5 protein-coding genes are annotated in these 6,284 nt (G+C 61.2%); all 5 read left to right on the forward strand.

The features are described from left to right. Positions 1-1,119 (forward strand): chromosomal replication initiator protein DnaA (gene dnaA, locus JYJ84_RS25810; protein ID WP_205189600.1); only part of this gene is annotated, 1,119 nt, incomplete at its 5' end. A 168-nt stretch (positions 1,120-1,287) separates the two neighbouring features. Then, a complete protein-coding gene (dnaN, locus tag JYJ84_RS25815) occupies positions 1,288-2,394 on the forward strand; it encodes a DNA polymerase III subunit beta (protein ID WP_122943982.1) in 1,107 nt (368 codons plus the stop codon). 192 nt (positions 2,395-2,586) lie between these two features. Beyond that, positions 2,587-5,061: a DNA topoisomerase (ATP-hydrolyzing) subunit B gene (gene gyrB, locus JYJ84_RS25820; RefSeq protein WP_174985665.1), complete on the forward strand. Its 2,475-nt coding sequence runs from the start codon at positions 2,587-2,589 to the stop codon at positions 5,059-5,061. Between the two features lie 438 nt (positions 5,062-5,499). Further along, positions 5,500-5,919, forward strand: a complete 420-nt coding sequence (locus tag JYJ84_RS25825; RefSeq protein WP_175222386.1) for a very short patch repair endonuclease — start codon at positions 5,500-5,502, stop codon at positions 5,917-5,919. After that, a partial coding sequence (locus JYJ84_RS25830) for a DNA cytosine methyltransferase (RefSeq protein WP_205185644.1) occupies positions 5,903-6,284 on the forward strand: 382 nt, incomplete at its 3' end. The genes JYJ84_RS25825 and JYJ84_RS25830, both read left to right, overlap by 17 nt.

Consider the following 6,284-nt stretch of genomic DNA (forward strand, 5'->3'; position numbering starts at 1 on the left):
AGCCTGCCCGCGCACGAAGCGGCCGCCGGCCGTCGCACGTGGCGCCCGGGCCCGGGTGCCGCGCCCGCCGGCGGTGGCGAAGCCGATTCGATGTACGAACGCTCGAAGCTGAACCCCGTGCTCACGTTCGACAACTTCGTGACCGGTAAGGCGAACCAGCTCGCACGCGCCGCCGCGATCCAGGTCGCGGACAACCCGGGCATCTCGTACAACCCGCTGTTCCTGTACGGCGGCGTCGGCCTCGGCAAGACCCACCTGATCCACGCGATCGGCAACCAGCTGCTGCTCGACAAGGCCGGCGCGCGGATCCGCTACATCCACGCCGAGCAATACGTGTCGGATGTGGTGAAGGCGTACCAGCGCAAGGCGTTCGACGACTTCAAGCGCTACTACCACTCGCTCGACCTGTTGCTGATCGACGATATTCAGTTCTTCTCCGGCAAGTCGCGCACGCAAGAGGAATTCTTCTACGCGTTCGAGGCGCTGGTCGCGAACAAGGCGCAGGTGATCATCACCAGCGACACGTATCCGAAGGAAATCTCGGGGATCGACGATCGCCTGATCTCGCGCTTCGACTCGGGCCTCACCGTCGCGATCGAGCCGCCCGAGCTGGAAATGCGCGTCGCGATTTTGATGCGCAAGGCGCAGTCGGAATGCGTGAACCTGTCGGAAGACGTCGCGTTCTTCGTCGCGAAGCACCTGCGCTCGAACGTGCGTGAACTCGAAGGCGCGCTGCGCAAGATCCTCGCGTATTCGAAGTTCCACGGCCGCGAGATCTCGATCGAGCTGACCAAGGAAGCGCTGAAGGACCTGCTGACCGTGCAGAACCGGCAGATTTCGGTCGAGAACATCCAGAAGACCGTCGCCGACTTCTACAACATCAAGGTCGCCGACATGTATTCGAAGAAGCGTCCCGCGAACATCGCGCGGCCGCGGCAGATCGCGATGTACCTCGCGAAGGAACTCACGCAGAAGAGCCTGCCGGAAATCGGCGAGCTGTTTGGCGGGCGCGACCACACCACCGTGCTGCATGCGGTGCGCAAGATCGCCGACGAACGCAGCAAGGACGCGCAGCTCAATCACGAGCTGCACGTGCTGGAACAGACGCTGAAGGGCTGAGCGCGCGGCGCGCTTGATAATTCGGCCTCCGCCCCAATTTAAGGGGGGCGGTTCGGTTTTGAGGCACAATACTGGTTTGACCGCCCCGGTGGTGGCGGGCCAAGAGCCCGGCTGGCGGGGCGCTGCGAGGCTGCTGCGCTGCAGGCCGTTACTCAACGAAGGAACTCTATGCAACTGGTCAAGACCGAACGAGACACCCTCCTCAGGCCGCTGCAAACGGTCAGCGGCATCGTCGAACGCCGCCATACGTTGCCGATCCTCGCCAACCTGCTGATCACCAAGAACGGCTCGGACGTTTCGTTCCTGTCGACCGACCTGGAACTGCAGATCACCACGCGCGCCGATTTCGGCGTCGGCGGCGACCAGGTCGCGACCACCGTCGCGGCGCGCAAGCTGCTCGACATCCTGCGCGCGATGCCTGACGGCCAGGTCACGCTGTCGCTCGCCGACAAGCGCCTCACCGTTCAATCCGGCAAGAGCCGCTTCGCACTGCAGACGCTGGCGGCCGACGAGTTCCCGACCGTCGCGCAGGCGAAGGATTTCGGCGCGACCCTGACCGTCCCGCAGAAGTCGTTCCGCCAGCTGCTCGGCATGGTGCACTTCGCGATGGCGCAGCAGGACATCCGCTACTACCTGAACGGCATGCTGCTCGTCGTCGACGGCGACCAGCTGATGGCCGTGGCCACCGACGGCCACCGCCTCGCGTTCTCGTCGATGAAGCTCGAAGGCGGCACGTTCGGCCGCCAGGAAGTCATCGTGCCGCGCAAGACGATTCTCGAGCTGCAACGCCTGCTCGAAGACATCGACGACACCGTCACCATCGACATCGCGCAAACCCAGGCCAAGTTCACGTTCGGCCAGGTCGAGCTCGTGTCGAAACTCGTCGAGGGCAAGTTCCCCGACTTCCAGCGCGTGATCCCGAAAGCGCACAAGAATTCGTTCGAGATCGGCCGTGAAGAACTGCAGCGTTCGCTGCAGCGCGCGGCAATCCTGACCTCGGACAAGTTCAAGGGCGTGCGCTGCATCATCGCGCCGGGCCAGCTGAAGATCATGTCGACCAACGCCGATCAGGAAGAGGCGCAGGAAGAACTGGAAATCGCCTACCAGGGCGATACCGTCGACATCGGCTTCAACGTCACGTATCTGCTCGACGTACTCGCGAACCTGAAGGTCGACACCGTGCAGGTGAGCCTCGGCGACGCCAGCTCGAGCGCGCTGATCACGGTGCCCGAGAACGAAGAGTTCAAGTATGTCGTGATGCCGATGCGCATCTGACGCGCGCGACATCAAGACACACACCAGGGGGCGGCAAGCCCCTTTGGCGTTTTTATGGCGAACCGACAACCCGTCCCTTTGGTGCCTCACCGGTGCCTTGGATGGGCCAGGAAAACTGGAGCGGCCCGGCGTTTTCGCAAGGAAACGCACCGCGCCGCCGCTTGAGTGGCCTCGCAGAACCGGAAGATATCCATGAGTGAACAGCACAATCCGCAACCCGATAACAGCAGCTACGGCGCTTCGTCGATCCAGATCCTCGAAGGTCTGGAAGCGGTGCGCAAGCGCCCCGGGATGTACATCGGCGACACGTCGGACGGCACCGGTCTGCATCACCTCGTGTTCGAGGTGCTCGACAACTCGATCGACGAAGCGTTGGCCGGGTACTGCAACGACATCCACGTAACGATTCACGCCGACAACTCGATTTCCGTGACCGACAACGGCCGCGGGATTCCGACCGACGTGAAGATGAACGACAAGCACGAGCCGAAGCGTAGCGCCGCGGAAATCGTGATGACCGAGCTGCATGCTGGCGGCAAGTTCGACCAGAACAGCTACAAGGTTTCCGGTGGCCTGCACGGCGTGGGTGTGTCGTGCGTGAACGCGCTGTCGAGCTGGCTGCGGCTCACCGTGCGCCGCGACGGCAAGAAGCGGTTCATGGAGTTCCATCGTGGCGTCGCGCAGGATCGCGTGCTCGAGACGGTCGATGGTGTCGAAGTGTCGCCGATGCTGGTGACGGGTGACACCGAGAACCGCGGTACCGAAGTGCACTTCATGGCCGATCCGACGATTTTCGGCACGGTCGAGTATCACTACGACATCCTCGCGAAACGGATGCGCGAGCTTTCGTTCCTGAACAACGGTGTGCGGATTCGCCTCACCGATCTGCGTTCGGGCAAGGAAGACGATTTCGCGTTCGCCGGCGGCGTGAAGGGCTTCGTCGAGTACATCAACAAGACGAAGACCAACCTGCACCCGACGATTTTCTTCGCCACCGGCGAGAAGGATGGCGTGGGCGTCGAAGTCGCGATGCAGTGGAACGACAGCTACAACGAGAACGTGCTGTGCTTCACGAACAACATTCCGCAGCGCGACGGCGGCACGCACCTGACCGGCCTGCGGGCCGCGATGACGCGCGTCATCAACAAGTACATCACCGACAACGAAATCGCGAAGAAGGCGAAGGTCGAGACGACCGGCGACGACATGCGCGAAGGGCTGTCGTGCGTGCTGTCCGTGAAGGTGCCGGAGCCGAAGTTCAGCTCGCAGACGAAGGACAAGCTGGTGTCGTCCGAGGTTCGTGCGCCGGTTGAAGAGGTTGTGGCGAAGGCGCTGGAAGAATTCCTTTTGGAAACGCCGATCGACGCGAAGATCATCTGCGGGAAGATCGTCGAAGCTGCTCGGGCGCGTGATGCTGCTCGGAAGGCCCGCGAAATGACGCGCCGCAAGGGCGTGCTCGACGGCGTCGGCCTGCCCGGCAAGCTCGCGGACTGCCAGGAGAAAGACCCGGCGAAGTGCGAAATCTACATCGTCGAGGGTGACTCGGCAGGTGGCTCGGCCAAGCAAGGGCGTGATCGGAAGTTCCAGGCCATCCTGCCGCTGCGCGGCAAGGTGCTGAACGTCGAGAAGGCGCGCTACGACAAGCTGCTGTCGTCGGAGCAAATCGTCACGCTCGTGACCGCGCTGGGTTGCGGCATCGGCAAGGAAGACTACAACCTCGACAAGCTGCGCTATCACCGCATCATCATCATGACCGACGCGGACGTCGACGGTGCGCACATCCGGACGCTGCTGCTCACGTTCCTCTATCGCCAGATGCCGGACATGATCGAGCGCGGGTACGTGTATATCGCGCAGCCGCCGCTTTACAAGATCAAGGCGGGCAAGGACGAGCGGTATCTGAAGGATGACGTCGAACTCAACGCGCACATGCTGCGGTTGGCGCTGCAAGGGTCGGAGCTGGTGCCGGGTGAGAACGCGGCCGTGATTTCGGGCGATGCGCTTGGGGAGCTGGCGCGGTCGTATCTGCTGTCGAAGAGCGTGATCGAGCGGTTGAGCCGGTTGTATGACCCGGCCGCGCTTGAAGCGATCATGGACGGGGTGGTGATCGATCTTTCCAACGAGGCTTCGACTGAGGCTTCGGCGAAGGCGCTGCATGCGGCGTTGCATGATGAAGCGCTGAAGAACGAAGTGCGCGTGGTGCCTTCGTATGATCCGGTTCGCGAACAACGGTCGCTGCACGTCGAGCGTACACATCACGGCAACGTGCGGGTTTCGGTCATCGACCAGGAATTCCAGCACACGGCGGATTATCAGCAGCTCGTGACTACCGCGAACACGTTCAAGGGGCTCATCGGGGAAGGTGCGGTCATCAAGCGTGGTGAGCGCAGCATGGCTGTGGCGGACTTCAAGAGTGCTATGAAGTGGCTGCTTGCGGATGCCGAGCGGAACGTGTCGAAGCAGCGCTATAAGGGGCTGGGGGAGATGAACCCCGGGCAGCTGTGGGAAACGACGATGGATCCGACCGTGCGGCGCCTGCTGCGCGTGCAGATCGAAGACGCGATTGCGGCGGATGGGATCTTTACTACCCTCATGGGGGATGACGTCGAGCCGCGGCGTGCGTTTATCGAGTCGAATGCGTTGCGGGCGGGGAATATTGATGTTTGATTTTTCCCGTCAGCCGAACGAGTGAGTTCGATAGATTCCGCAATTCTGCAAGTGCGTGCTAATAAGTTAGCGCGCTTCTCGTACGAGCTGCGGCCATCGCATCACTCTCTCGACCTGCGGATTTCAATCTGCAGGTCGAGTGTTCGAGTCACCCGCACCCCAATATATAATTTTTGTTTAAAATCAATAACCTGCGCCAAATCTCCAGCGCTCTTTCATCGATCTGCAGAGCTCGCAACGTCAAGACACTGTCTTGCCGAAAGCCGGTTTCGAGCGCCTACCACTGGCTGGATCAAGATCCAAACTCAGGCCCGTGACCAGCGGATCTGAACCATGCGCAAACATCCGCCAAGCGTGTGTTTTCAACCTTCACTCAGACGCGCTATCCTTCGTTACAGAGCGCAGATGCGCGCCGCTTGCTGATGGCATTGCACGTACATGGACAAGGTCTCGCCCGAAGTCCGCTCCCGCATGATGGGTCGCATCTCCGGCAAGGATACCCAGCCAGAGATGATCGTTCGCCGGACTGCCCATGCTCTTGGCTTTCGCTTCCGTCTTCACCGGCGCGACCTTCCGGGACGTCCTGACGTTGTGTTTCCGGGGAGAAAAACTGTCATCTTTGTTCATGGTTGCTTCTGGCATCGACACAAAGACTGCAAATACTGCTATACGCCCAAGTCAAACGTTGAATTCTGGCAGGAAAAATTCGAGAATAACGTCGGCCGCGATGAGCGCGTCCGTAAGAAGCTTGAGGACTTGGGCTGGAAGGTCGCAGTGATTTGGGAATGCGAGACTGCCGATCTACCTAACCTTCGAACAAAGCTCCAAGCATATTTGATTCATGATCGCTGCGGCTGACCAACAAATTCGGCATAACAAGCTGACGCGCCTTAAGTCCGGGGCTGCACCACGCGCCCTCGAGATATGTTCCGGCAGCGGTGGCCTGTCCCTGGGACTCAAGACTGCCGGCTTCGACCTTACGGCTCACATTGAGATCGACAATGAGGCCGCCCGCAGTTACGCGCTCAATTTCGGCGGTGACCGCTCCGCTGATGATCCCTGGCGGCTTCCTCGCGATATGGTAGCTTGCTCAGCGCACGACCTCGTGACCGAACTCGGTCTTTCCACATCGGCCGCTGATTCCTTCGATCTATTGGCCGCAGGTTTGCCCTGCCAAGCGTTTGCCCGAATCGGTCGCTCGAAGCTGCGTTCGGTCGCTGGAC

This window comes from Burkholderia sp. LMG 13014 (genome assembly GCF_905232215.1).
Taxonomy (GTDB): Bacteria; Pseudomonadota; Gammaproteobacteria; order Burkholderiales; family Burkholderiaceae; genus Burkholderia.